This window comes from Rhodobacter sp. NTK016B, assembly GCF_017303295.1.
GTDB lineage: Bacteria > Pseudomonadota > Alphaproteobacteria > Rhodobacterales > Rhodobacteraceae > Pararhodobacter.
This window is the reverse complement of the sequence record NZ_JAFKOK010000020.1, coordinates 24,881-48,533: the sequence shown is the minus strand read 5'-3', so window position 1 is coordinate 48,533 and position 23,653 is coordinate 24,881. Positions and strand designations below refer to the sequence as shown.

The following is a 23,653-nucleotide window of genomic DNA, read 5'->3' as shown; positions in this document are numbered from 1 at the left end:
CTTCTTCCTTTCATGCAGGACATAGTGATCGCCTATTGACTTGTGTTTGCCAAAAGGCAAACAAAGTAGCCATGAGCGAGTCCATCATTTCCCTTATCGAGGCCCAGTCGGTTCGCTTCGGCTGGACCCAGAAAACCTTTTGCTTGCGCGCCATCGGAAACGCTCGGCTCCCTGAGCGTCTTAAGCGCCGAGCAGAATACGACGAGGAGATTCGCTCGCGTATCCTGTCCTTCGTGGCGAGCAATCCGCCTGATCTGGATATGGGAGCCGACACACCTCACGCAACGGTAAACCCCAACGATTCCGGGGATTATGCCACGAAAACTGACGGGAATCGCCATGAATGATGCGTTTCGCAAACTTCTTGCAGAATTGAGTGCAAATGAGGTGAAGGCGCTCTCGATCTTTGTGGCGGCTGTGGTCGCTGCCCGCAGCGCATCTGACGACTTGGGTGTTCAGATCAACACTTCTCTTATCAACGACGGCGAAGACACGTCGTTGGTCGTCTCCGTTTCCGATGGATCGGGAGCGGAATGATGGCAGCAATGCGGAGGCGATTCCCCCATTGGGCAAAGCGTGTTGCTGAGCGAGTTGGCCCAGAGATTTGCCCAGAGGCACTTTGCCGCTGGTTGCTTTGGGCCATAGATTACAACCACAAAGACGTGGTCTGGTTCCTCGCTCGGGACCGCCGGACCAACCTGCGGTATTTCCAGTTCCTTCTGCCCGATGGCCGGTCCTTCGTAGCGCTGATGGATATGGGAAAGCGCGCTCCAGTCACATTGCTGCATCCAGACATGGTGCGGTGGCACCACGCAAGAAAGAGGATCCGGCAATGCGCCTGACCTCCATTCAATTCGTCGGGTTGGGAACCTGCGATGCCGAGCGCGACGGCGGATTCGCGCACAAGTCCCTGTTCAACTCGGGGGCGGCGCCTGTCGCCCCCGCCTTTTCGCCGCTTTCCTGCGAGCGCCTTCCGGGCGCTGGCACGAGCGCGGCAAGCGCTCATTTTGCGTTTTTCTCAGGGGGCCCAGGATGTCCGATGTAATTGACGTGCCCGGGGCGTCCGCCCGGTCGATAGCGGCGCATCTTCTGGGCAACGGCGCTCAGGAGGGGTTCTATCCGATGGATAGTTCCGATTTCGACCGCTGCGACGCGCTGGTGCAGCGCCATAACCTTGATGCGCGGTTGCCGGGTATGGCCGAGGTCAATGCCTATTGGGCCGAGTTGGTGCCGAGCTGGAAAGCGATCCGGGCCTGCGGCGATCCCAAGAAGAAGAGCGCGATGATCAAGCGCATCGTTGCCCCGGTCGCGGAATTGGACCCGCAGGCGTTCTCGTCCGGCGCGATGACGATTCGCACCAGCCCGCTGAGCTTTCCGCATGAATCGTTTAAGGCCGCGCGCGCGGCTGCGACCGGAAAGCCCCCGATGAAAAACACGCCCGAGGACGAGGCCGTGAAGCACCATGCTTATGACGTCACCGCCGACGAGCTGCGCAGCTTCGTCGAACGCTTCGAGCATCTCGAGGCCGAGAAGAAGGACATCACCGACCAGCAAAAGGAAGTGATGGCCGAAGCCAAGGGCCGCGGCTACGACACCAAGGCCCTGCGCAAGCTCGTCGCGCTGCGCAAGAAGAAGCCCGACGAAATCGCCGAAGAAGAAGCGGTGCTGGATCTCTACAAGGCCGCGCTGGGAATGGTGTGATGGGCGAGGCCGAATAGCATCTCGGCGGTGAGCCGGTGCGGCTCGCGCTCAACAGCCGGACGAGAAGAGGTGCGACACCTCGCTCATCCAATATCGAGAATGCGAGCTGACCGCATGTCAGCGAATGATCCCCGAAGGAGAGATCGATGACGAAAGACGAGCTGATCGCAACGCTGGCAGACGATGCCGGCTTCACGAAGGCGCAGGCGAAGAAGGCTATCGACGCCCTCACGGCCATGGGTGCCAAGAGCATTGCCAGTGGCAACGAGTTCAACCTTCCCGGCCTCGTGCGCCTGTCGCCCGTGGCGAAGCCTGAGCGCCCCGGACGCAACCCGCGCACTGGCGAGACGATCATGCTGCGGGCCAAGACTGTCGTGAAGGCGCGCGTCGCGGCGCAGCTGACGAACGCCGCCAACGCGACCTGACCTACGCACAGCCATGAAGCGCTGCATACTGCTCCTCTTGGAGGGGTGGTGTGCAGCAAAATGAGCAGAGGATGGGATTGTGATCATCATATGGTTGCTGACCGATAGCGGTTGGCAGGAGATCGGCAGACTGGCGGACTATCCAGTCTGTGATGCTCTTCGCGAGGTGCTGTCGTGGTCCGGCGTCATCATCTACTGCGCAGCGGGAGTGGCAGCGTGACTGGCCATCCATTGACGCGGCTTGGTAAGTTCAAAGTGGTCTATGCGGATCCACCTTGGCTCTTCTCGTCCAACAGTTCTGATCGTCCGGGACGCAATGCGCGCCGCCACTATGCGTGCATGACGGTCAAAGAGATCACCGACCTGCCGGTCAGAGAGATCGCAGAGAAGGACGCCCTGCTTTTGATGTGGATCACTGCGCCGCTGGCCCACCATGCCAACGAGGTCATCCGCGCATGGGGGTTTCGGCCCAAGAGCCAAGTCGTCTGGGTGAAGAATAAGATCGGCACCGGGTATTGGTCGCGCAACAGGCACGAGCTGCTGCATATCGCGACCAGGGGGCGGTTCCCGTGCCCAAGGCCAGCCTTGTTCTCCGACTCCGTGATCGAGGCGCCGAGGCGCGAGCATTCGAGGAAGCCAGACGAGATCCCGGCCATAATCGACGAGCGTCTTGGCGACATGCGCCGCATCGAACTGTTTGCGCGCACCGCGCGCCCTGGGTGGTGGGCATGGGGGAACGAAGCGAGGAAGTTCCCATGATGCAGCACAGACCTATCGAGGCCTTTTGATGGACTTCTACAAGCTCAACATCCTGAGCTGGAACCAAGGCACCGACGACCTCACGCTTGAGCAGGAGGCGGCCTATCTGCGCATCGTCAACGCCATCATGCTGTACGAACGCCCCGTCCGCGCGAACCTCCGTGTGCTGGGCGGGCTGTGGCGGTGCGGATCTGAGCGGAAGGCGAAGCGTCTTCTGAACGAGCTGGTCGACGCCGGAAAGATCACCGTCGAAGACGGTTACATCTACAATCCACGAGCGCTCGAAGAGGCGTCGAAGGTCCTTGCAACGCGCATGGAACGCGCTTCGAGCGGCCGTGAAGGCGGGTTGCAATCGGGAAAGTCACGATCCAACGCATTGAAAAATAACAATCACGGGGAAGCACTTGCTTCAACCCAAACGAACCAGAGGGAGAGTAAGAGAGAGAGTAAGAGGGAGACTCAGACAGAGAATCAGAATCATCAAGATGATGATGATCGCGCGGCTGAATCGACTTTTCGGGAACGTCTCGTAATGGCTATGGGGCATCACCGAAGCGGCGTCATGCCGAGCGGGCGGCTCGCAGGCAGTCAGGCGGACATGGCCGAGGCCAACCGCTGGCTGGCGCTGCCGGGCATGACCGAAGACATCATTGTCGAGGAGGTTCGAAACGTCGCCGCCCGGCTACCCGCGCCGCCCATGTCGTTTCGCTACTTCACGAACGCAATGGCCCAATTGAGCAGCGCGCTGTGCGCGCCGCCGCTTTCGCAATCTGCAGCACCGTCAAACCGGCTCGACCGCCCCCCGATTGCCAAGCGCCCGCGCACCAACCCCGACGACTTCGACGAGAACGGGAACAGGATCCGACCGATATGAGCAGCAAATTGAGCATCATTACCGAGCCTTGGGAGACCTGGCTTGAACGGTACGTCCCACCCAATGGCCTCCGCGCGAACGCCGAAGCGCAGCAACAGGAGGTCGACGCCCAGCTCCGACTGCTCGTCCGGCAATCACCCAACGAAAACATCCCGAATTGGCTGGAGCGCTTGACCGATCGGCTGTCCGTCTCGATGTCGACGCGCGCATGGCCCACGCTAAAGGAAATCGAGACCGCCTGCACTGAACTGAGGCGGCTCGACTACGAAGCGTCGCCTGACAGACGGCAAGGGGGATGGCATGTTGACCCATTGATGATCGCCGCGCGCCGGATCCGATCAGGCGGTCCCGTTGCCGTCAGTTTTCTATGGGGCCGCAACGCCCAAGAGCTGTTGCGGCGCGGTTTGGTATCGCAAGGGCAGATCGATGATTTGCGAGACGCCGCTGTGCGTGCCCGCTGTGCGGCCTATGGCAGCCCCTACGCTCGGTCGGATCGTATGCCCGAGGCTGTTGCCGACTGGCTCCGCGAAATGGAGTGGGCCGACCAGTTGGCCAGCACCGTCGAGCAAGCGAAGGCGAGCGGCCTTCAAGAGCGCCGGTAATGACGGCCCGCCCCAAAGCCACCTTGTCCAGCGACGGCAAGACGGTCAGGTTTTCTCGTGGTTTGTGGTCTGAGCAGTTCGGCGTCGATCAGATCAGCAGCAGGATCAACTTCTACAAAAGCCTCAGCAACAGACCGCATCCGCGCTTCGGCGGCACTCCGTATCGGAGCATCTACCAGCCGATGGTGAAGGCACTTGAGCGCGTCCAGCGCATCGCAGACGCATACGCACCATAAAAAACACCCATCAACCTCTTCACAACATGACAAAAGGGTGTATATAGGGTGCATAACCAAGCGCAGACCAGGTGAGAAGGAGTCTCCAATGAACGCGATCAGCATTAATGTGCAGCAAAAAGAGATGCGGCACCCCATTGTCATCATGATCGAAAATGATGCCCCTGCCATCGCTGACCTGATGGATGTGTTCGAAACGAGCCCCAGCGAAGGCGCGTTGTTCGCCTCCTGCTTGACAGTCGGCTATCCGTTCATTGCCCATGCAACGCCCAATAGCCCGGCCTACGTCGTGTTTTCGCTCAAGCACCGTGACGCGCCGCTCTTCATGCACCGTCGCGCGATCATGGACACCGCGTTCGAGGCATTCTGCACGGTCCACAGTCTGCCTTTCCTCAGCGCAGACGAACTCCTCGTCAGCATACTCGAACGCCCGAACGCTGACACCGAGATCGTCAACTGGCTTTCCTCCTTCAACACCGCATACGATCAGCTGGAGGACTGACCGATGGACTTTTCCGAAGCCACGAACCCATGCCATCAAGCGTTCTATGTCAGCGCAATCGACGGCAAGCGCGCCGCTCGTATCGCCGGGCCCTTCGACAGCCATGACGAGGCAATCGCCCATGTCGAGCCGGTCAGGAACCTCGCCTACGACATCACACCTCGCTCGCATTGGTGGTCATGGGGCACCTGTTCCCTGCCGGAACACGACGGGCGCCAGTGTCCCATCGCCATCAACTGAGGAGCCCCCGTCATGCCTGTGTTTTTCGTTGCCCTTGGCTGCACCGTGCGTGTTTACGGCAGCACGACCGTCGTGGCCGAAACCCCGGAGGATGCTGCTCGCGAGGTTCTTGACGCTGCAGCTGAACACGACCCCGAGCGCGGCAGCATCTGGTACGGCATTTCAGAGATCGAGCGCGGCACAGCCATTGGTCACTCGATCATCGACATTTCGGACGAGACTGGCGAGACGGCAATTGGCCAAGTCGATCTGGTCCAGACCGCGCCTTTCGATGACGTCCTCATCGACGTTGATGCTCTGGCCGAGCGCATTGCTGCAGCCCGCCTCCAGCCGGACCCTGAGCCCGTTTTCATTCATCGCTCCAGACAGAAGGAAGCCCATCAATGACCTACGTGTGTGCCGAACCCGAAGAGAGAACGATGTTCATCGACAAGACAGGCTGGGCTCACGAATCACGCGAAGCAGCCATTGCCGCGAGTTTTCAGAACGATGTTCAGAATGCGTGCGAAGAGATCGTGGCCAAGCACGTTAACATTTCGCCTCGCGATGCCGAGCGTGCCGTGAGGATGTTCATCGAGACGAATCCTGACATCGTGCGCGTCCTTCTTGGCGAGCGCGAGGCGACCTGACGCATCGGTGAGGGGCTGGACAACGGCCCCGATCCCATGCGCCAATGCCCGAAAAAATGGAGACCATAATGCAGGCCACCATCAAGGGCTTTCGGTATGACACGGACAAGGCCGAATTGCTGGTAACGGCGCCTTGGGGCGAAGCGTTCTACCGGACAGCTCGCGGCGCCAGATACTTCACCGAGCAAGATGGGCGTATCAAGGCTATCGAGGAGGAGCGAGCCGTTGCCACCGTGATCGAGGTCACGGGGCGTGACGAAGCGCTCCGCATCTTCGGCGCCGAGGTCGTCCAAATGACGACCCATGACGACCTGAGAGCCACATTCGAAAACGCGATGGAAGACCTCAATCGCATAAGGAATACGTTGCAAAAGGCCTCAGAAGACCTCGAAGCGGTTACTCGCAGCGTGAACGCGGCTCTGGCGAAGGATTGACCGCCAAGCCCGGCGATGAAGGAAGAAGAGGATGGACGATCACAAAGACCCGCCCATCGATGCAATGGACTATCTGTCGGGCTTAAAGGTCGTCGACATCGGGGACATTCGCGTCGCGCGCGGCAAGAGCCGCAGGCCGCATTCTGCATGCAAGCATCGGCGCCTCAGGTATGATTCGAGCGAGCGCCGGATCTGGTGCGCCGACTGCCAGCGCGACGTGGAAGGATTCGACGCATTCGAGATCATCGCCAAGCAGGTTGGTGATGCAGTCGCCGCCATCGAGCGGCGCGAACAGAAGGTTCTCGAGGCGGAGGCTTTCACGCTCAGGAGCCGGGCGGCCAAGGCGATGGATGAAGCCTGGCGTGGCAGGACCATGGTCCCGGCCTGCCCGACCTGCGGCCATGGCCTCTTTCCTGAGATGTTCGCGCGCGGCGGCGGCACGATGCTGGGTCGGAACTATGCCGAGGCAAAGCTCAAGGTGCACAGAGAACGCACCAAGGACTGACCCCTACCCATCCGCCCTGCCCGGCCCTACATCAACGCGCATGTCACCGCGCGGCGAATCCATCATCCGAGTAGATTGCGCCTGCGGCCACCGCGCGGTGTTGCGCGCTGCCGATCTGGGCGAGGACCCACTGACGTTTCGCGACTTCCACCGGCTGCGGTGCCGCGAGTGCGGGCGTAAGGGACGGCCCGCCGTGGTGATCTGCAGCTGGACCCCCGCGTCGGTGCAGCCGCCCTATCAGGGCAGCTATCGAACCGAGCAATCCTGACCCCATATGTTGATGTGGCGGCGATGTCACATCAATATGTTGACCGTTAAGTGATTTTGCTGCACATTCTGCGCCACAGCAATCGTGGCAGGATGCCGGCATGCCGTCCCCTCTCAACCCTCAACATGCAGCCTTCGCCCGCGAGTACATCGTGGACTACAACGCCAAGAACGCGGCCATCAGGGCTGGCTATTCTGAGCGCACCGCAAAAAACCAAGGCTACCGCCTGCTACAGCGCGAAGACATCCAGCGTGAGATTTCTCGGCTTGAGCGCTTGGCCGAAGAACGCGCTGAGAAGAAGGTCGATGACGTGGTGGCGGAGTTCACGCGCATTGGCTTCACTGGCATGTCACGGTTCGTGAAGATCGACGAAGACGGTGAGCCTCGAATCGATCTGGGCGACTGCACAGCGGAAGATCTCGACCTGCTGACCGAGATCACCACCGAGACCTATCTTGAGGGCAACGGCGAAGAAAAGAAGCCGGTGCGGCGCGTGAAAATCAAACTCATGGATCGACACAAGGCGCTGGAGCGGCTCTATGCCCACCTTGGCGGCGGGAAAGGCGGTGATGATCCCGTAGACCGCCTCTCGAGGGCATTGAAGGAGATATGCGAGCGCGGCTCGGCAGCCCCTATCGCGACGGCCAACAAATGAACGCGCCTGCGCCAACCAACGCCTTCGCGGAAAGCGGCGAGGTGCCGATCGACTACGATCCGCAGACAAGCGACCAAGTGATGTGGGCTCTCTCATCGTGGAAATGGCGCATCTTCTCCGGCAAGCTCTACAAGATCATGGTGAAGGGCGACAACGACACCGATGTCAGCTTCGTCGTCCCGTTCATACCAAACGCCAACCAGCGAGAATTCCTTGCGAACATCCACTATCGCAATGTCATCCTGAAGGCGCGGCAGCTCGGTTTCACGACGCTGATCGCGATCCTCTGGCTCGACCATGCCCTGTTCAATGAAGACCAGCGTTGCGCCATCGTCGCCCACACGCGCGAGGACGCCGAGTCGATCTTCCGTGACAAGGTGAAGTTCGCCTACCTCAACCTGCCCGAGATCGTGCGCATGCTTATGCCTCTCAAGCGTGACAGCGCCACTGAGCTTCTCTTCGGCCACAACAACAGTTCCATCAAGGTGGCGACGTCGGTTCGATCCGGGACCATCCACCGGCTGCATGTGTCGGAAATGGGCAAGATCGCCGCCAAGTTCCCCGAAAAGGCCGTGGAAATCGTGACAGGCTCACTGCCGGCCGTTCCCATCACTGGCATCGCCGTGATCGAGTCCACGGCCGAAGGACAAGAAGGCGAATTCTACAACATCGCCACGCGCGCTGAGAAGATCGCCCAGCTCGGTCGCATGCCCAACAACACCGAGTGGATGTTCCACTTTTTCCCATGGTGGCGCGAACCCGGATACGTCACCAATCCCGACAACATCAACATGGCGCCCAGCGACCACGCGTATTTCGACGCCGTGGAGCGCGAGATGCGCGTCAAGCTTTCGATGCAGCAGCGCGCCTGGTACGTCGCCAAGCGGGAGAACGAATTCAGCGGCGACGGCGAGAAGATGTGGCGCGAGATGCCATCGACGCCCGCTGAATGCTGGAAGCAATCGCTCGAAGGCAAGTTCTATACCCTTCAGCTCGCCCGCGCCCGCATCCAAGGCCGCATCACCAAGGTGCCGCATATCTCGTCCGTGGTGGTCCACACGTTCTGGGACATCGGGGCTGGCGACGGCACGGGCATCTGGCTCATGCAGCATATCGGGGCACAGGAGCGCTTCATTCGGTACATCGAAGGGTGGAACGAGGGCTACGCGCACTACGTCCGAATCCTGCGCGAAACCGGCTACTTGTTTGGCAACCACTACCTGCCCCACGATGCCACCCATCAGCGGCAACTCGGTGATCGTGTCGGCGCGCCTATCGATTTCCTGCAGGAGCTGGCGCCGGACTGGACCTACAACATCGTCCCGCGCGTCGAGACCATCACGCACGGCATCCAGATGACCCGCGAGGCGTTTTCTCGCGCGATTTTCGACGAGGAAGGCTGCGCCGCAGGCCTCGCCCACCTCGAACTCTACGGCAAGAAATGGAACGCTCGCATGGGCGCCTGGTCCCCTGAGCCTGAGAAGCTCGGGGGCCACTCCGAAGCGGCAGACAGCTTCCGCCAATGGGCGCAAGGCTACGACCCCGCAAACTTCAACGCACCCACCCGCCCAAGACGACGGTCCTCCGGAGGCATGGCAGTATGAGCAGCATCACAAACGACGAATTTCGCGTGGCCCTCGACCTGAGCGTCAACCATCGCACTTTCCAACGCGGCAACATCAACGTCTGGCTCAGCTGGGTCCGGCTGGAGGATCGCTGGGAAGGCGCCCTCGTCTTCACGCGAGCCGACGCGAAAGACCGCGACGCCATCCGCCCCTGCATCATCCCGATGAACCGCGCTTGGATCTGGGATGACACCATTGGCGACCCGCACGAAGCGATGTCCACCGCGCTGATGTTCTGTGACGCCCTCGGAATGAACCCTCTCAACATGAGCGACGTGTTCCGTATCCGTATGCTGGTCAACGATTATCTCGACGATCTTCTGCGCATCCCGCCGCGCCCGACCGGCGCCAGCAAAGAACGCGTCGCGGCGGTGATCGAAGGCGTCGACAAGGCATCGGGAAAGCCGATTGAGGTGGAGGTCCACGATGCCGACTGACGACCCTCACGCCACCGAAATAGAGGTCGGGCGCAAACGCCGCTCTGAGCCCGTCAACCTCGACGGCAAGGCTCTATACCCCGAGACGACAAAGGCGCTTGGCGACCAGCTCGACTCGCACCGCGTCACCACACTGCAGCGCCGCCTGTTCTCGAATTTCCTTGAGGAACTCGACATTCAGGGTGCATGGCGCGAAGAGATGGCCAAGGACGAGGACTTCTACGACTCGATCCAATGGAAGGCAGAGGACGAGGCCGTCCTGAGAGAACGCGGGCAAGAGCCCCTTGTGATGAATGTCGTGTGTCAGGCGATCAACTGGATCATTGGCACCCAAAAGAATGCCCGCACCGACTATAAGATCCTGCCGCGCAAGAAGGCTGCCAGCGGCCCGGCTGAGCGCAAGAGCCAATATCTCAAGTACATCGCAGACGTGCATCAGAGCCAGTTCTCGATGTCCGATGCGTTCTCAGAGATGGTTCGCGCTGGGTTGTCCTTCATTGAATGCGGTGTGCAAGACGATGCCGATGGCGAACCAGTGTTTGAGCGGTTCGAAAGCTGGCGCAACGTGATCTTCGACAGCGCGGGGCGTGAGAAAGACCTGAGCGATGGGCGCCACTTCTTTCGCGTGAAATGGGTGGATGTGGATACCGCTTGCGGGCTGTTCCCTAAGCGCCGCGACCAGATCATCGAGGATGCTGGCGCTCTCTCAGACAATCAGGTCAACCGCGATTCCTACGGCGATGATCCGATGGACAGCGCTGAGGAAGCTCGCGAGGGCGCCTCTGGCTACGGCAATGCCGAAGGCGGCGGCCAGTTCACACGGAGCCGGATTCGTCTCATCGAGGCGTGGTTCAGGATCCCTGAGACCATCGAAACGATGCTGGGAGGCGAGTTTTCGGGAGAGGTCTTTGATCCGACGAGCCCCGGCCACGCCGAACAGCTGGAGAGCGGCGAAGCTACGCTCAAATCCCGCATCTCCCTCCGCACGTATTGCATGATCATGACCGCGAACCATGCGCTGTGGTTCGGACCCTCTCCTTACCGCCACAACAAGTTCCCGTTCACGCCGATGTTCTGCTTCCGCCGCGCCCGCGACGGCGCGCCATACGGCATGATCCGCAACATGCGCTCGCCGCAAGAAGACCTGAACAAACGCTTCTCCAAGGCCCTCGCCATCCTGTCATCGAACAAGGTGATCATGGACGAAGGCGCTGTGGCCGACATGGACGACTTTGAGGAAGAAGTCTCCCGGCCCAACGCGATTATCGTCAAGAAGCCCGGCAAGCACCTGGAGCTATCCGCCGACCGCAATCTCGCCCAGGGCCACTTGGACCTGCTGCAGCTTGACATGCAGTTCGTCCAGATGGGCAGCGGCATCACTGACGAGGTGATGGGCCGCACCACGAACGCCGTCTCGGGCAAGGCGATCATGGCCCGTCAAGAGCAAGGCATGGTGTCGACGGGCGCGGCGTTTGACGCCTATCGAGCCGCGCGACAGTACCACGGTGAAAAGCTGCTCTCGCTGGTCGAACAATTCGCGACCGAAGAAAAAGAGCTGCGCATCACCGACGCGCGGGGCAAGCCCGACTTCATCCAGATCAATGATGGTGTCGAGGCAAACGACATCGTGCGGACCAAGGCGGACTTCATCATCAGCGAAGACGCTTGGAACGCGACTATCCGTCAGGCGCAGGTGACGGCACTGATGGAGCTGATGACGCAACTCGCCCCCGTCGCGCCGAATATCGTGACCGTGCTGCTGGACCTGGTGGTCGAGACCATGGACATCCCCAGCCGCGACGAGATCGTCAAGCGGATCCGTTCTGTCACCGGCATGGAAGACCCCGATGCCGATCCGAACACGCCTGATCCCGAGCGCGAGAAGCGTGAGCAGCAGAAAGCGCTGCAGGCCGCGATGGAGCAGCGCGCAGCTGAGGCCAACCTCTCGAAGCTCGAGGGCGAAGCAGCCAAGGCCATGGCCGCAGCCCAGAAGGAGGCGGCCAACGCGCAGAAGCTCTTCGCATCGATGCCCGGCGAAAGCCTCGAAGAGAAGCGGCGGGCGCTCGAACTGGCCATGCTGATGTTCTCCAGCCCACCGGGCGCGGTCGACACCGCTGATGCTCTGCTTGTCGAGACCGCACAGCCCGCGCCTCAACCTCAAGCCCCGCAACCGCAGCAACCGCAGCAACAAGCACCTAACACCCAGCCCCTGGCGCCCGAGCCGATCTACTAAGGAGACCACCATGCCCCCCGAAGCCGATGACCATCTGACGGACGAAGAGCGTGAAGCCCTTGCCGACGTTGATCCCGAGGAACAGGCTGCACTCGACCTCCCCGACGAACCCGATGGCGACGACGAGCCTTGGCACGACGAAGAGCGTGAGCGCCTGAAAGGCCACCTCACCGATGACGAGCTGAAGGCGCTGGCCGAAGACTACGAAGATGCCGGCCACGTCCTCTCGGACGAGGAAGCCAACGACCAACCGGGAGATGCCAACGACGACGACGACGACGCCAATGGCGCCGCCGACGATGACCCCGCGCAGCAACCGGCCGCCGATCACGACGATGCGCAACGCGCCCCTGCGGTGCCCGAGCAGCGGCACGAGGCGGAGCCCGCGAAGGTTCCCGAGTTGACCGACGAAGAGCGGGCAGCAATCCGTGGTGACACGCGCGAGAAGATCAAGGCCCTCCGGCAGGAGTACGATGACGGTGAGCGCACCGAGGAGGAACTGGACTCGGCGATCGCTGACGCGTTCGACGCCGAAAAAGCCGCCTTCGACGAGGCGATCAACGCCAAGCTCCAAGAGGCGGCTGAGCAAGCGCATGCCGCGCGGCAGGCAGAATTCTCGAAGGACGTGACGGCGTTCCAAGAGAAGAACCCGGATCTGTTCGCGCCCGGCACCATCGAGGCCTACGACGCTTTCGTCCGGGCCGTGTCGAGCGCACCGGGCGCAGAGAAGCTGAGCAATCAGCAGATCCTTGAGCGCTCGCGCGATGCCTATCACGCTTCGATCGGCAAGGCGCCAACGCCCAAGACGCCCAGCCCGGCGCCGAAGCAGCAAGATCGCGGCAACGGCGGTAAGCCCAAGCCCACACAGCGCAACCTGCCGCCGACGCTGAACCACATCCCGGCGGCCGAGCCGAACGATGTGCGCGGCGACTCGCTGGCTGCTATGGCGCGCCGCATCGACGCAGCGGACCCGCTGGAGGCAGAGCGCCTGATGGCCACGCTGACCGAAGACCAGCGCGACCGGCTGATGGAGCTTCAGGTCTGACGCATGCTCTCGATGACGCTGAAACCAGGGGAAGGAGTGCGAGTTGGCGAGGCGATCATTTCCGTCTCGCACTCACGCTTCGGCGTGCAACTCTCCGTCTTGCTGGAAGGCGCTCAAGAAACCTTCATCGGGGCCGCTGCAATTGGTCCCGATGTCTCAATAGTCGCGCGTGATCAGCGGGGGCGAGTGCGTATGATTGTGGACGCTCCGCGCCACATCCCTGTTGAGCGGCTCAAGCCAAACAACTAAATATTGCGTTTAGGTTGCAGTTGATGCACAACATATAGCAATTGGAACTGAGCGCAGGACGCGCCGTCCTCGAAATGGAGCGTCCTATGTCTCAGACCGTCATTGGTGTTGGCGATCCCCGCGCGATCCGGCGCTGGTCCTCGCGTCTCGCGCAAGACACCCTTCCGAAATCCTTCTGGGGCCGCAAGTTCTTCGGCAAAGACGAGAACTCGGTGATCCACGAAACCACCGAGCTGGCCTCGGGCGCGGGCGACCGCATTCAGTTCGATCTCTCGGCCAACATCACCGGTTCTCCGGTTCTGGGCGACGATACCGCGACCGGCAAGGAAAAGGCCCTGCGGTTCTACTCCGATGAGGTCGCCATCGATCAGGCGCGGCTCCCGGTGTCGGCTGGCGGGCGCATGACGCAGAAGCGCACCGTTCACAACCTGCGCAACACCGCGCGCCGCCGTATGGCCGAATATTGGGCCTCGTGGATCGATCAGCTCGTCTTCATGTATCTCGCCGGTGCGCGGGGCGTGAATACCGAGTTTCACGAGCCCACGACCTATGCTGGCCACGCTGGCAACAACTTCACTGCCTACGACAACGCCCACCTGCTCTATGGTGGTTCCGCCACCTCGAAGGCGACGATCACGAACTCGGACAAGATGTCGCGTGACCTGATCGAGCGCGCCGAGACCAATGCACGGATGATGAAGGCGCGTGACAACGATGCGTCGATGGTCCTGCCGGTCAACATCGGCGGCGAAGAGCGCTATGCGGTCGTGATGTCGTCGTGGCAGGAACATGACCTGCGCAACAGCGACACGCAGGGCTGGGTGCAGATCCAACGCGATGCCACCGCCGCGCAGGGCCAGAAGAACCCGCTGTTCACCGGCATGCTCGGGATGGTCAAAGGCGTGGTGCTGCACTCCCACCAGTACCTCGTCCGCTTCTCGGACTATGGCGCAGGCGGCAATCTCCCTGCCGCGCGCGCGCTGTTCCTGGGCCGCCAAGCCGCCTGCGTCGCCTACGGCACGTCGCGCGGCATGCGCTACGAGTGGCAGGAAGAGCTGCGCGACTTCAAGAACCAGCTCGCCATTTCCTCGGGCCTCATGTTCGGCATGAAGCGCACGATCTTCAACGACCGGACCTTCGGCGCGCAGGCCCTCGACACCTACTGCGCTGATCCGAACGCGTGATCGCTTGATCGTTAGACCGGCCCTTGTGGGGCCGGTTCTGCCTCCAGTCCAAGGACCAGGAACATGACCATCCACCTGACCGACTACTCGCTGTTCAAGAAACAGCCCTCCACCTATCCCATCGCTCACATGCTGCAGCGCGCGGCTTTTTCGCACACGTTCACCACGGCGTTCACCGCCGCATCGGACATTCTGGAGATTGGCGTGTTCCCCGCGCGCGCCAAGGCGTGCCGCGCGACGCTGATCGGTGAGGGACTCGGCGCCATTACCGCGGATGTGGGTTTCATGACCGGCGATATCGGCTCGAAGGACGCCGGGCGCACCAGCGATGATGTGCTCTTCGACGGCGTGTCGGTGAACGACGAAGAAACCGAGGCCAACGTGCTCACCCTGATGGCCATCGAGGCCGCTGAGACCGACCGCGCGGTCGGTGTGAAGTTCTCCGGCGACATCGCGGCAGGCGCCTCCAAGAAGGTCCATGTCGTGCTGGAGTATTTCTACGACTGAAACCCGCAAGGGACAAATTCGGGCAACGCTGGGGGCGGGCGGGAGATCGCCCGCCCCCTTTTTCTGAGCCAAGGAGAAAGTCGTGAAGATTCAATTGAGCATCCGCCGCCCCGGCGGCTCCACCGTCACCCTGCCGCACCCGCAATCCGGGCGCGAAGTGGCCTACCACTTCCAACCGACGCTCGGCGATCCGCGCCATACCGCAGAGGTCAAGATCGCCGCGCACGCTCAGACCCTGCTGTCGATCAAGGAATACACCTTGGCCGACGGCAACGACGACGATGGCCCGGACGACGAGGATCAGGTCGACACCGAGGCGAAGACGGATCCGGTGATTGCGGCGCCGGTCAGCACGAAAACCGACGCCGAAGTCACCGCCAGCCAGATCAAGCAGGCCGGTGAAGCCGCGAAAGAGCTGGGCCCCAAGCCCGAGGTGAAGCCGACCACCTCGGTGAAATCCCTCGAAGACATGACGCGCGATGAACTCGCCGCGATCTACGAAGCCGAGATCGGCAAGAAGCCGCATCCCAGCTCGCACCCCGAAACCTTGGCCGAGCGCATCAAGGAACACCGCGCCGCGTCGGCCGACGCGTAACCCGGCTCGCCACCCGAGCCGATAGGAGATCGAGACAATGGCCTTCACCGCACAAGACGTGCTGCAGCGTGTGCAGACGATCCTTTCCGATGGCGGCGCGATCCGCTGGCCGCTGAAAGAACTGCTCGGGTGGCTCAACGACGCAACGCGCGAGATCGCCATCCTGAAACCGGATGCGACCGCCGAGATCATCAATGTTGCCATGGTCCAAGGGACAAAGCAGGCACTCCCTGAGACCCACCACCAGCTGCTGCGCGTCACTCGCAACGTCGCGTCCGGCCGCGCCATCAGCCCTGTGGTGCGTTCGGTCATCGATCAGATGTACCCGCTCTGGCACGACACCAACGCCCTGCCCTTCGGTTCGGACGTTGTCTACCTGATCAATGAGCCGGAAATGCAGGGCAACTTTTATGTCGTGCCGGGCAATGATGCCACGGGCGAGATCGAGGTCGTCGCCTCGCGCGTGCCCGCGAAAATCGACGTGCCGGCAGGCGAGCTTCTCATCGAAAGCTACACCGCCGCGGTGCCGGTCGATGACATCTATATGAACGCCTGCACCGATTTCGTTCTGTACCGAGCATTCTCGAAGGACATGAACACGCCCGGCGCGGCAAACCGCGCGCAGGCCCACTTCCAGCAGTTCCAGGCTGCTCTGGGCATCAAAACCCAGACCGAGAAGAGCGGCGGCACGCCCGACGCGCCGCAGAGCCGGTTCAGCCAGTGATCTGAGGTGACGTAGTGCCCACCGTACAGCTCTCTGCATTCTTGCCGATGATGGCCGCTTCCGCGCCGGGCCTGCCTTCCTTCGCGGCAGAGAAGTACCTGCGCATGGCGGCGATCGAGTTCTGCGAGCGCACGAAGTGCTGGAGAAATATCTCGACGGTTGAGCTGACCGACGAGAACGATGAGGCGATGGCCGCCCCTGACTATGCGGCCATTCACCTCATCGAGTGGGCCACATTCACCGCGCCGAACCAGCCCGCAGTGGACCTGACGCCCACGCAGTTTTCCGATGTCGGCCCCGACGCTGACACGTCATTCATCGGTTCGGTACCGCGCTACCTGACGCAGGTCTCACCGGGCACTGTGCGCGTCCTGCCCTTCGCCGCGGGAACGCTGACCCTCTCGTTGTTCCTTAAGCCGAGGCACGGCGACGATCTGACAAACCCCGCCAACACCCAGCCGCTTCAAGACTACCTGAACCAGGTGCCTGAATTCCTCCTCACGCAGCACGGTGAGATCATCGTCGACGGCGCCCTGTCGAAAGCCCTCCTGCTCCCGCAGCAGCAATGGAGTGATCCGAAGCGCGCAATGATCCATCTGCAACGGTTCGAGCGCTCCTGCGACCGCCTCTTTGCCACGGCCGTCACCGGCCAGCAGCGCGCACGCAAGCGCGCGAGAATCCAGTTCTTCTGACACCACGAGGCCCGACATGCGGATCAAGCTCGACACCTTCAAAGGCGAGGTGCCTCGGATCACGCCGCGCCAGCTCCCTGCAGGCCACGCACAGGTAGCGGAAGGATCGCTCCTAGAGCGCGGTGACCTGCGCCCGGTTCGCGCTCTCGATACGGTCTATACCTTCGCCTCGCCCAAGCGGAAAATCGTGCGTCACGAAGGCGCTTGGTACGGCTGGAATGTCGCTGGGGTCCAGTTCGCCCCCGGCCCCGTCGATGACGACCGGCTTTACTTCACGGGCGACGGTGCGCCAAAGATGCGGTACCAGGGCGCGATCTACCCGCTGGCGCTCGCCGCCCCCACGGTGGCGCCGCAGCTTGCGATCACGAACGCACCCGACGAGCCGGTGCCGAATGATCCCGAAGACCCTGTGACTTTGCCCGATACGGGCGGCACGGCCCCTTTCCGCGTCAAGATCCTTCGCGAGCCGGAGGGTAGCATCTCCGGGCAGGTACTGCTGACCCAGCCGTTGGCCGTCATAATCGATGAGGCCGGGTTGCTGTGCGACGGTGATTCCGAGACCGCGATCACTGTGAGCGTCGGCGAAGGCTACTCTGGGGTTGTGGACGGCACGCGCACGATCACCGCAGACGGGGGCGTTTTTCGCTTTACCGACCTGACACTGCGAGGTGACCACGAGGACGATTACACGCTCGTTTTCGAGGTGGTCGACAACGACGAGCGCGAGACGCCGCTCGAAGAACCGAGCGCCGAGAGCGCGGTGACCAACATCACCCAGGACATGGCCGAACTCACGACGTCCGTTCTCTATGCCTACACGTATGTGACCAGCCTCGGTGAAGAGAGCGCGCCTTCGCCCCTTACCGATGCTCTGGACTGGTATCCCGATCTGGTTGTTCGGGTCAGCAACTTCGCCGCAGCGCCTGACGGGCGCATGATCGAGAAGATCCGCATCTACCGCTCGCTCACGTCGCTGACCGGAACGACCGATCTCTATTTCGCGGCCGAAATCGACGCTGACACCCTGACCTTCGACCACGACATGGAAGAGGATCCGCTGGCCGAGGTGCTGCCCACCGCAGACTTCGACACCCCGCCCGACACCATGACCGGGCTTGTGTCTATGCCGAATGGTATGATGGCGGCGTTCGCCGGGCGGCGGGTTCTGTTCTGCGAACCCTACAAGCCGCACGCATGGCCCTCCAAATACGAGCTGCTCGTCGACACCGACATCGTTGGCCTCGCTGCCTTCGGCTCGACGCTGGCCATCCTGACCGAAAGCACGCCCTACATCGCTCAAGGGCTCAGCCCGGAATCGATGCGAATGGAGCGCATGGAGTCCTACGTGCCGTGCCTTTCGCGGGCTGGCATCGTTGATCTGGGCTATGCTGCGGCGTTCCCGTCGAATGACGGGCTGGCGGTTATCTCGTCGTCTTCTTGCGAAATCGTCACCCGAAACCTTTTCACCCGCGAGCAGTGGCTCGCCCTGCGCCCGGCGACCATGCGGGCAAGCGCCTTCGGAGGCCGGTACCTGTTCCTCCACGACGCCGGGGCCGTAGGTGGCGCGGCTGAATTCGCGATGAAAGGCATCACGGTCGGGGCCGAGGGCGCGACAGACATGATCCGCTTGGACTTCGCCGCCATCGACATCTTCTACGATGTGCCCACCGGATACCTCTATGTCCTCGACCCTGACACCGTGACGGTGAAGGTGTTCGAGAGCTATGACGGCGATGCGGCAACCTATCGCTGGCGGTCGGGCATCCTCTCTACGCGAACCCTCACGAACTTCGGCGCGCATTTCATCGATGCCGATCCGGGCGAAGAGCCGATCACGCTCCGCCTCTACGGCGATGGCACGCTCCGCCACACCACCCAAACCGTGAACACGCCCGCGCGCTTGCCCGGCGGCTATCTTGCCCGCGATTGGGAGATTGAGATCGAGGGGGAGCGGACGGTCTATTCCGTCACGATCGCCAACACCATCGAGGAACTGATGGATGGCTAGGCCGCCGAGCAGAAGCGATGAGGCGCTATTGCGCCGCCTTCGGGAGGATCTGGAGATCCTCGCCGGGTCCAGAGGTCGCGCGCAGGATCGCGCTGTTCGACTGTCCGAGCTGACGAACCTCAAGGCTGCGGCTCTGGGCCCCATCCTAGCAGGTGTGGACAGCCGCATTGCCTTGGCCGTCAAGAAGCAGGTCGCGACGGACAAGAACGTGCGCGAGGCAATCGATGATGCCGCGCGGAAGGCCAACGAGGTCGCGGACGAAGTGGCGCGCGTGGAGACGCGCATCACCGACACAAACACCTATCTCGATGATGTTCTGGCCGGACTGCAAGAGGACTTCGCTGATGTCTCAGCCGAGGTCGATGCGTTGGATCAGGCCGTGGATGATGGCCTTGCGACCGTCAACGCCGACCTACAGGCAGGGCTCACGGCATCGGCACAGGCGCTTTCCGACGCTGTGACTCAGATCGGAACCGATCTGGACAACATCAACGCCGAGATCGATGGGCTGACCACCTCGGTCACGGATCGCCTCAATCAAGAGGTGGACCGGATCACCAACGTCCAGCGCGAAGTGCAAGACGCGTGGGACTTGATCACCGGCAACGCCGCCGCCATCGCGCTGTTGGGCAAGAAAGTGACCGACGCGGGCGTCTATGTCGACGAAGCGACCGGTCAGGTCCGCATCTACGGGGTCCGAGCCCTCGAAGATACCGTCAATCAGGTCTCGGTGGATTTGGACGCCGCCAAGGCGTCGATCGAGCTGCGCGCCACGCAGGTTTGGGTGAACCAGCAGATCGCGCAAGCATCTCTCGATCCAACGCAGGTTCCCTATCTCGACGACTTGGAGCTTCGCATCTCTACGGCGGAGGTGACGATCAGCGCCCTCGAGTCGGCAGTGTCGCTCGCTGCCTCGCAGCTTGTGGTCGAAGGCATGAACGCAACCCTGCAGGAGGTCGAGGCCAACCTCGACGCCGCCAATGCAGCAATCAGCTTGCGCGCGACGAAAGCAGAGTTTCAAGAAGCAGTTGCTCGCCTTGATGCCGCTGAGGCCATTATCGACGCGCAGCTCGGCATTATCCTGAACGTCCAGTCAACCGTGTCGAGCTACCGGGATTTTGAGGACTTCCAGTTCGATACGCTGCAAGCGCTGCTCGACGCATATCGCGATCGCACAGCCCTAAGGGAGACGTTTGCCGCCGCGACCTTCCAGATCAACGCGACAGTCGAAGAAGGCCTTTCTGCGGAAGCCTCGTCGCGCCTGCAGCTCCGCGCGGACATGCAGAACGCCACGGCAGCGCTTTATCAGGAGAATACCGCGCGCGCGACCGAGATCGAAGCGCTGGCCCTTAGTGTCACGGGCCTTGTTTCCCGCGTCGACGGCATCGACGAGAATTTCGCCTCACTCTCCTATGTGACGCAGACGTTCTACAGCCGGGCGCAGGTCGATAGCGCCATTGCGCTGGTCGAAACCGAGCTGGCTTCGGAACTCGATGACATCGAGGCAACTCTGACTGCGAGCTATTACACAAAGGTCGAGACGGATTCCGCCATCGCCGCCGCGTCGAACCTGCTTGGCGCCGAATTTGATGGCCTCTCATCGTCGCTGGCCACGAACTACTTCACCAAGGCTGAGGTGAACCAGACCATTGCCGGCATCACCAACGACCTGGTGTCCCGGTTGGATGACGGAGACGAACGCACCGCAGAGGACTTGGCATTCGGAAACCTCGAAGCGTTCATGAACACGCTCAACGGACAGCGTGAGATCCGCTCGACTTTGGCGGCCGCATCGCAGCAGATCACGACGCTTGTCGTCGAGGGCGTTGCCGCCGAGGCCGCCGCGCGCCTGAGCCTGCGCACCGAGTTCAAGGAAAGCTATGCGACCCTCTACCGTGAGAACAGCGCCCGCGCATCCGAATACGAAGCCATCGCGTTCGACATCCTCGCATTGGGGTCTCGGCTCGATAACCCGGAGGACGAGGGTCTTGCGACCGTCGCCTATTTGGAGCAGACCTACTACACCCGCGCCGATGTCGATGCGGCGGTGGCAGCAGTGCAGACCTCTCTTTCTTCGACCATCGGCGCCGTCAGTTCGACCCTGACCACGGACTACTACACATCGGCCAGCATCGACGCTGCTCTATCGTCGCTCCGCCAGGACCTCGAGTCTTCGATTGGCAACGTCAGCTCCAGCCTGTCCAACAATTACTACACCTCCACGCAAGCGGATCAGGCCATCGCCGCGGCGCGCACCAGCCTAAAGGCCGAGCTCGAAGGCAATGGCGGTTCGATCTACGAGATCGGTCAGGGCCTCGTGGATGTCGTTGCCGACATCGACACGAACTATATGACGGCTGCGGAAACGGACGAGGCGCTGGCCGGGATCGAGACAAACCTCCGGGCGGTCATCGACCGGACCTCGCCGCCGTCAGATTTCGCTGATGACGGTGAGCATTGGACGCGCAACATCTCCGGCGCCCCGGCCGATGCGTTGGAGCCATATGCAGCGTGGTCGTTTGCCGATGGCATCGCTTCCGTATCGATTGGCTCGGGCAACGGCGCGATCATTGCGACGAAGGGTGTGATCGCTGTCGTTGACTCCGACACTATTCGGGTCACGATCCGGGCCCGCGTCAACGGCTCCGGATCCGGCGCCGACGCGCTTGCCTGCCGCGTCGCGTGGCTGGATGGCGCGTTTTCGACCGCCACAATAGCGCAGAACACCCAGAACCAGAATGCACCGGCCAATGAAGAATGGGACACCTATATCTTCGAGGCCGTCGCGCCTCCCGATGCTCATTGGGCGCGGGCGGTGGTTAATTTCTTCGGTGCCAATCTCTCGGCTGGCGCGACGGGCGATCTGGAGGTTATTCGGATCGAGAACGTGACTGCCGTCGCGCAACTCGCAGCGAATATTTCGCAGCAATACTACACCAAGGCCGCTACTGATGAAGCCATTGCCGCGTCGATTCAGACATATGATGCCCGGGTCGACGGCGGGATGCAGTCTAAGGTCGAGTCGACTGTCGTTGCGCTCGCAGGACTGAATGGCAGCGTCGCCCGCCTGTCCCAGATCGTCAGCACTGGAAGCGGCTACAACGCTGCAGGTATCGAGTTCTTCGCGTGGGACGATGAAGGGGGGCAAGGCAGTGCCGTCAAGCTTCTAGGCGATCACGTCATTGTCCCCGGCACGCTCACCGCCGCCACGGTCCTTGTTACCGATGGCTCGGGCGAACTCCTTCCAAACCGGAACTTCCTGCTGGGCGACCTCAGCGGCTGGAACGTGGTCGTCGGGAACGAAGACCATATCAGCGTCTTCGAAAAAACGGCCGGAGCGCCTGCGCTGCAAACGGCAAACGCTGGGCATGCGGCCCGGGTTAAAGCTGGTGTCTCACCTGTTGCCATCATGTCCGGCCCTGTGGCCTGCAAGCCGGAAGATCGGATCGCGTTCGGCGTCGAAGCTGCGATCACCGGCGCGCAGAACGGCGCGGAAATCACAGTTTCCATTATCTTCTTCGACGAAAACGACGGATATGCCGGAACTTGGCAAACCGTCAGCGAAGACATACCCAACGCGACATGGAGAACTGCGGAAGGCGTGGCCGTCGCACCGGCAGGCACTGTGTATTTTCGTTGCCGGGTTTGGGCGAAACCCAGCAACGACCGCCCGATCTACTTTACCAATGTCAGCGCGCTGAAGCAGCGGACCGGCGCGCTGCTGATCACGCCGCACTCCATCGGCGGCGCTCAGCTCATCACCACGGAGGCCCTGATCACCGCAGAGGCCCAGATCGGGGATGCCACCATCACTAGCGCGAAGATCAAGGACGAGCTGCGGTCTGACAATTTCGAGCCCTACACGGGCGAAGGCACCGGCAGAGGTTGGCGCCTCACGCGCGACGGGGATGCTGAGGTCGAAAGCCTGACTGTTCGCCGGGCAATGATCGTCGGAGGGGCGACCACCGACTTTCAAACTGAAACCTCCCCGGGCCTGTTCGACCCGACAAAATACACGGGCGATTGGCGTGACGTTCTGGTTATCGAGCTGGGGCAAACATCTCTCGGCGAAATGTGGACCGTCATCGGAGGGGGCGATGTCCGCAAGGTTGCGTATTCTACCGGATCGGGGAACGATCGCCTTTACGGCTTCAAGGCAGGAAAACTTCGCCTATTGCGGCAAGTAAAGAAGTACAGCGGATCCGAATGGACCGCTATTACACGGCAGATAGGAGATATCCAGACCACTTCTGTCGAAGACTGGTGGGACATCACAATAACCGAGATTTTCGGGGGCGCTTACTACGATGTTCGCTACATCCTCCAGCAGGACGTGAACACCGAAGGCAATGCAACACCGCCTGCATCCCTGGTGGTGCATCGCGACATTTATCTGACCGCAGAAAGAAAGGTGAAATAGCGCGGTGTGCAGACCACCTAGCGCGACACCACATATTGTGCGATAACTTGCTCAAAACCTATATATGGTGTCATGCATGGCTTGGTTCAGGACCGGATCGCTCT

Annotated in this window: 27 protein-coding genes; all 27 read left to right on the top strand. The window is 61.6% G+C overall.

Going from position 1 to position 23,653, the window contains the following annotated elements; translation table 11 throughout:
* The first annotated feature begins 71 nt into the window (after positions 1 to 71).
* A complete protein-coding gene (locus tag JI664_RS21560; RefSeq protein ID WP_207015859.1) occupies positions 72 to 347 on the top strand; it encodes a hypothetical protein in 276 nt (91 codons plus the stop codon).
* Complete coding sequence (locus JI664_RS21555) at positions 340 to 537, top strand: hypothetical protein (protein ID WP_207015858.1); 198 nt, start codon at positions 340 to 342, stop codon at positions 535 to 537. Before JI664_RS21560 ends, JI664_RS21555 begins: the two co-directional genes overlap by 8 nt.
* Before the next feature lie 888 nt (positions 538 to 1,425).
* The gene (locus JI664_RS21550; protein WP_286174233.1) at positions 1,426 to 1,701 is read left to right on the top strand and encodes a DUF2312 domain-containing protein; all 276 of its coding nucleotides are present in this window, start codon (positions 1,426 to 1,428) and stop codon (positions 1,699 to 1,701) included.
* A gap of 146 nt (positions 1,702 to 1,847) precedes the next feature.
* Complete coding sequence (locus JI664_RS21545; protein WP_207015857.1) at positions 1,848 to 2,126, top strand: HU family DNA-binding protein; 279 nt, start codon at positions 1,848 to 1,850, stop codon at positions 2,124 to 2,126.
* A gap of 216 nt (positions 2,127 to 2,342) precedes the next feature.
* Positions 2,343 to 2,885 (top strand): MT-A70 family methyltransferase, encoded by a 543-nt coding sequence (locus tag JI664_RS21540; RefSeq protein WP_207015856.1) that lies wholly within the window; start codon positions 2,343 to 2,345, stop codon positions 2,883 to 2,885.
* Positions 2,886 to 2,913: 28 nt separating this feature from the next.
* Positions 2,914 to 3,759, top strand: a complete 846-nt coding sequence (locus JI664_RS21535; protein ID WP_207015855.1) for a DUF1376 domain-containing protein — start codon at positions 2,914 to 2,916, stop codon at positions 3,757 to 3,759.
* Positions 3,756 to 4,361, top strand: a complete 606-nt coding sequence (locus JI664_RS21530) for a hypothetical protein (RefSeq protein WP_207015854.1) — start codon at positions 3,756 to 3,758, stop codon at positions 4,359 to 4,361. Before JI664_RS21535 ends, JI664_RS21530 begins: the two co-directional genes overlap by 4 nt.
* Positions 4,361 to 4,597, top strand: coding sequence for a hypothetical protein (locus JI664_RS21525; protein ID WP_207015853.1), 237 nt, complete (start codon positions 4,361 to 4,363; stop codon positions 4,595 to 4,597). Before JI664_RS21530 ends, JI664_RS21525 begins: the two co-directional genes overlap by 1 nt.
* A gap of 88 nt (positions 4,598 to 4,685) precedes the next feature.
* The gene (locus JI664_RS21520; protein ID WP_207015852.1) at positions 4,686 to 5,099 is read left to right on the top strand and encodes a hypothetical protein; all 414 of its coding nucleotides are present in this window, start codon (positions 4,686 to 4,688) and stop codon (positions 5,097 to 5,099) included.
* A gap of 3 nt (positions 5,100 to 5,102) precedes the next feature.
* Complete coding sequence (locus tag JI664_RS21515) at positions 5,103 to 5,339, top strand: hypothetical protein (RefSeq protein ID WP_207015851.1); 237 nt, start codon at positions 5,103 to 5,105, stop codon at positions 5,337 to 5,339.
* A 12-nt stretch (positions 5,340 to 5,351) separates the two neighbouring features.
* Positions 5,352 to 5,726 carry a hypothetical protein gene (locus tag JI664_RS21510; protein WP_207015850.1) on the top strand — a complete coding sequence of 125 codons (375 nt, stop codon included), beginning with the start codon at positions 5,352 to 5,354 and terminating at the stop codon, positions 5,724 to 5,726.
* Positions 5,727 to 5,758: 32 nt separating this feature from the next.
* Positions 5,759 to 5,968, top strand: coding sequence for a hypothetical protein (locus JI664_RS21505; protein WP_207015849.1), 210 nt, complete (start codon positions 5,759 to 5,761; stop codon positions 5,966 to 5,968).
* Between the two features lie 68 nt (positions 5,969 to 6,036).
* The gene (locus JI664_RS21500) at positions 6,037 to 6,402 is read left to right on the top strand and encodes a hypothetical protein (protein ID WP_207015848.1); all 366 of its coding nucleotides are present in this window, start codon (positions 6,037 to 6,039) and stop codon (positions 6,400 to 6,402) included.
* Positions 6,403 to 6,433: 31 nt separating this feature from the next.
* Positions 6,434 to 6,907, top strand: a complete 474-nt coding sequence (locus JI664_RS21495; RefSeq protein ID WP_207015847.1) for a hypothetical protein — start codon at positions 6,434 to 6,436, stop codon at positions 6,905 to 6,907.
* Between the two features lie 40 nt (positions 6,908 to 6,947).
* Positions 6,948 to 7,175 (top strand): hypothetical protein, encoded by a 228-nt coding sequence (locus tag JI664_RS21490; protein WP_207015846.1) that lies wholly within the window; start codon positions 6,948 to 6,950, stop codon positions 7,173 to 7,175.
* A gap of 100 nt (positions 7,176 to 7,275) precedes the next feature.
* Positions 7,276 to 7,830, top strand: a complete 555-nt coding sequence (locus tag JI664_RS21485) for a terminase small subunit (RefSeq protein ID WP_207015845.1) — start codon at positions 7,276 to 7,278, stop codon at positions 7,828 to 7,830.
* Positions 7,785 to 9,434 (top strand): hypothetical protein, encoded by a 1,650-nt coding sequence (locus tag JI664_RS21480; RefSeq protein WP_207015844.1) that lies wholly within the window; start codon positions 7,785 to 7,787, stop codon positions 9,432 to 9,434. The genes JI664_RS21485 and JI664_RS21480 overlap by 46 nt, the downstream gene beginning before the upstream one ends.
* Before the next feature lie 26 nt (positions 9,435 to 9,460).
* Entirely contained in the window at positions 9,461 to 9,892 is a 432-nt protein-coding gene (locus JI664_RS21475; RefSeq protein WP_207015843.1) for a hypothetical protein, read from the top strand.
* On the top strand, positions 9,882 to 12,125 hold the full coding sequence (locus JI664_RS21470) for a hypothetical protein (RefSeq protein WP_207015842.1): 2,244 nt from the start codon (positions 9,882 to 9,884) through the stop codon (positions 12,123 to 12,125). The genes JI664_RS21475 and JI664_RS21470 overlap by 11 nt, the downstream gene beginning before the upstream one ends.
* 10 nt (positions 12,126 to 12,135) lie before the next feature.
* Positions 12,136 to 13,170 carry a hypothetical protein gene (locus JI664_RS21465; protein WP_207015841.1) on the top strand — a complete coding sequence of 345 codons (1,035 nt, stop codon included), beginning with the start codon at positions 12,136 to 12,138 and terminating at the stop codon, positions 13,168 to 13,170.
* A 335-nt stretch (positions 13,171 to 13,505) separates the two neighbouring features.
* Positions 13,506 to 14,603: a N4-gp56 family major capsid protein gene (locus JI664_RS21460; protein ID WP_207015840.1), complete on the top strand. Its 1,098-nt coding sequence runs from the start codon at positions 13,506 to 13,508 to the stop codon at positions 14,601 to 14,603.
* Between the two features lie 63 nt (positions 14,604 to 14,666).
* On the top strand, positions 14,667 to 15,110 hold the full coding sequence (locus tag JI664_RS21455) for a hypothetical protein (protein WP_207015839.1): 444 nt from the start codon (positions 14,667 to 14,669) through the stop codon (positions 15,108 to 15,110).
* Between the two features lie 82 nt (positions 15,111 to 15,192).
* Positions 15,193 to 15,705, top strand: coding sequence for a hypothetical protein (locus tag JI664_RS21450; protein ID WP_207015838.1), 513 nt, complete (start codon positions 15,193 to 15,195; stop codon positions 15,703 to 15,705).
* A gap of 37 nt (positions 15,706 to 15,742) precedes the next feature.
* Positions 15,743 to 16,429, top strand: a complete 687-nt coding sequence (locus JI664_RS21445) for a DUF6682 family protein (protein ID WP_207015837.1) — start codon at positions 15,743 to 15,745, stop codon at positions 16,427 to 16,429.
* Positions 16,430 to 16,443: 14 nt separating this feature from the next.
* Positions 16,444 to 17,121, top strand: a complete 678-nt coding sequence (locus JI664_RS21440) for a hypothetical protein (RefSeq protein WP_207015836.1) — start codon at positions 16,444 to 16,446, stop codon at positions 17,119 to 17,121.
* A 16-nt stretch (positions 17,122 to 17,137) separates the two neighbouring features.
* Positions 17,138 to 19,129, top strand: coding sequence for a hypothetical protein (locus tag JI664_RS21435; RefSeq protein WP_207015835.1), 1,992 nt, complete (start codon positions 17,138 to 17,140; stop codon positions 19,127 to 19,129).
* A gap of 28 nt (positions 19,130 to 19,157) precedes the next feature.
* A complete protein-coding gene (locus JI664_RS21430) occupies positions 19,158 to 23,549 on the top strand; it encodes a phage tail tip fiber protein (protein WP_207015834.1) in 4,392 nt (1,463 codons plus the stop codon).
* Positions 23,550 to 23,653: the final 104 nt, after the last annotated feature.

What these genes read in the sequence shown, in the direction of transcription:
- JI664_RS21555 (WP_207015858.1), top strand. Translation starts at nt 340, where the DNA reads ATGAATGATGCGTTTCGCAAACTTCTTGCAGAATTGAGTGCAAATGAG.
- JI664_RS21510 (WP_207015850.1), top strand. Translation starts at nt 5,352, where the DNA reads ATGCCTGTGTTTTTCGTTGCCCTTGGCTGCACCGTGCGTGTTTACGGC.
- JI664_RS21520 (WP_207015852.1), top strand. Translation starts at nt 4,686, where the DNA reads ATGAACGCGATCAGCATTAATGTGCAGCAAAAAGAGATGCGGCACCCC.
- JI664_RS21460 (WP_207015840.1), top strand. Translation starts at nt 13,506, where the DNA reads ATGTCTCAGACCGTCATTGGTGTTGGCGATCCCCGCGCGATCCGGCGC.
- JI664_RS21470 (WP_207015842.1), top strand. Translation starts at nt 9,882, where the DNA reads ATGCCGACTGACGACCCTCACGCCACCGAAATAGAGGTCGGGCGCAAA.
- JI664_RS21535 (WP_207015855.1), top strand. Translation starts at nt 2,914, where the DNA reads ATGGACTTCTACAAGCTCAACATCCTGAGCTGGAACCAAGGCACCGAC.
- JI664_RS21515 (WP_207015851.1), top strand. Translation starts at nt 5,103, where the DNA reads ATGGACTTTTCCGAAGCCACGAACCCATGCCATCAAGCGTTCTATGTC.
- JI664_RS21505 (WP_207015849.1), top strand. Translation starts at nt 5,759, where the DNA reads ATGTTCATCGACAAGACAGGCTGGGCTCACGAATCACGCGAAGCAGCC.
- JI664_RS21525 (WP_207015853.1), top strand. Translation starts at nt 4,361, where the DNA reads ATGACGGCCCGCCCCAAAGCCACCTTGTCCAGCGACGGCAAGACGGTC.
- JI664_RS21495 (WP_207015847.1), top strand. Translation starts at nt 6,434, where the DNA reads ATGGACGATCACAAAGACCCGCCCATCGATGCAATGGACTATCTGTCG.
- JI664_RS21560 (WP_207015859.1), top strand. Translation starts at nt 72, where the DNA reads ATGAGCGAGTCCATCATTTCCCTTATCGAGGCCCAGTCGGTTCGCTTC.
- JI664_RS21500 (WP_207015848.1), top strand. Translation starts at nt 6,037, where the DNA reads ATGCAGGCCACCATCAAGGGCTTTCGGTATGACACGGACAAGGCCGAA.
- JI664_RS21465 (WP_207015841.1), top strand. Translation starts at nt 12,136, where the DNA reads ATGCCCCCCGAAGCCGATGACCATCTGACGGACGAAGAGCGTGAAGCC.
- JI664_RS21490 (WP_207015846.1), top strand. Translation starts at nt 6,948, where the DNA reads ATGTCACCGCGCGGCGAATCCATCATCCGAGTAGATTGCGCCTGCGGC.
- JI664_RS21545 (WP_207015857.1), top strand. Translation starts at nt 1,848, where the DNA reads ATGACGAAAGACGAGCTGATCGCAACGCTGGCAGACGATGCCGGCTTC.
- JI664_RS21530 (WP_207015854.1), top strand. Translation starts at nt 3,756, where the DNA reads ATGAGCAGCAAATTGAGCATCATTACCGAGCCTTGGGAGACCTGGCTT.
- JI664_RS21550 (WP_286174233.1), top strand. Translation starts at nt 1,426, where the DNA reads ATGAAAAACACGCCCGAGGACGAGGCCGTGAAGCACCATGCTTATGAC.
- JI664_RS21480 (WP_207015844.1), top strand. Translation starts at nt 7,785, where the DNA reads ATGCGAGCGCGGCTCGGCAGCCCCTATCGCGACGGCCAACAAATGAAC.
- JI664_RS21435 (WP_207015835.1), top strand. Translation starts at nt 17,138, where the DNA reads ATGCGGATCAAGCTCGACACCTTCAAAGGCGAGGTGCCTCGGATCACG.
- JI664_RS21485 (WP_207015845.1), top strand. Translation starts at nt 7,276, where the DNA reads ATGCCGTCCCCTCTCAACCCTCAACATGCAGCCTTCGCCCGCGAGTAC.
- JI664_RS21445 (WP_207015837.1), top strand. Translation starts at nt 15,743, where the DNA reads ATGGCCTTCACCGCACAAGACGTGCTGCAGCGTGTGCAGACGATCCTT.
- JI664_RS21455 (WP_207015839.1), top strand. Translation starts at nt 14,667, where the DNA reads ATGACCATCCACCTGACCGACTACTCGCTGTTCAAGAAACAGCCCTCC.